We start from the raw sequence: 813 nt of genomic DNA, 5'->3' as shown, positions 1-813 counted from the left end.
ACTTCATGTTCTTCTAATAGATGATATTTTCCTCCAGGGCCTGTCTCATGCTTCAATTGACTCTTTAATTTCGCAACTTCCTCCTCTTCTTGTTGTTGAAATCTTTCTATATTTCTAATAATATCAGATAATATATCACTTATTTTTTGTATCTCTTTTGCATGACGAATGATATCATCTGGTTCTAATTCTAGTCGAACACTACCATTATTGTGGAACATTTCTAGAAAAGTTGACATTGGATGTTGTCCCATAAATACCGCTGCGAGAACACTATCTGTTCCATTACTTTTCGTTGTAAATTGTTTACCAATCATAGGTGCTCCAAATTGATCGAAATTTCCTACAGCATCTTTTTTATGTGTATAATCTACTACTTTATTTTCCATTACGCCTTCATCTACTCGTTTTTTTGCTTTATCACTTAGTAATCTATAAATATTTGGTGCAGCATATGTTGTTGCATAACAATCCATTTCTGCTGCTACATATTGAGCCTCCGCAGCACCTTTACTATGTCCGGTAGTGTGAATAGAAGTAGGGTTATATGTTTTCTTAATTTTTTCTGTAAATTCTAATGCACTATCAAATGATGTCGCTACCTTTCCGCCTGCTACACCAAGGTTCTTTTTCTGTCCAAGTGTAATTTGAACTACATCTGTAGTTTTATCTCCATCGAATCTATCAAATTCAGTACCACGGAATGCAACGATTACATTGTCATAATGTTTTTTATTTGGTTGATACTCATCCGCAGGTACTACAGCGATTGCTTGCAATCCATTTTTTACCTTTTCTTTATCTGCATTAAAC

Annotated in this window: 1 protein-coding gene; it reads right to left on the bottom strand. The window is 34.3% G+C overall.

The features are described from left to right. Positions 1–813, bottom strand: an 813-nt coding sequence (locus AC1DJR_RS32005) for an alpha/beta hydrolase family protein (protein WP_477004470.1), incomplete at both ends; no start/stop codon positions are given.

The sequence above is a fragment of the Bacillus sp. 05T31 genome, assembly GCF_056396725.1.
This window is presented reverse-complemented; position numbering and strand designations above follow the sequence as displayed.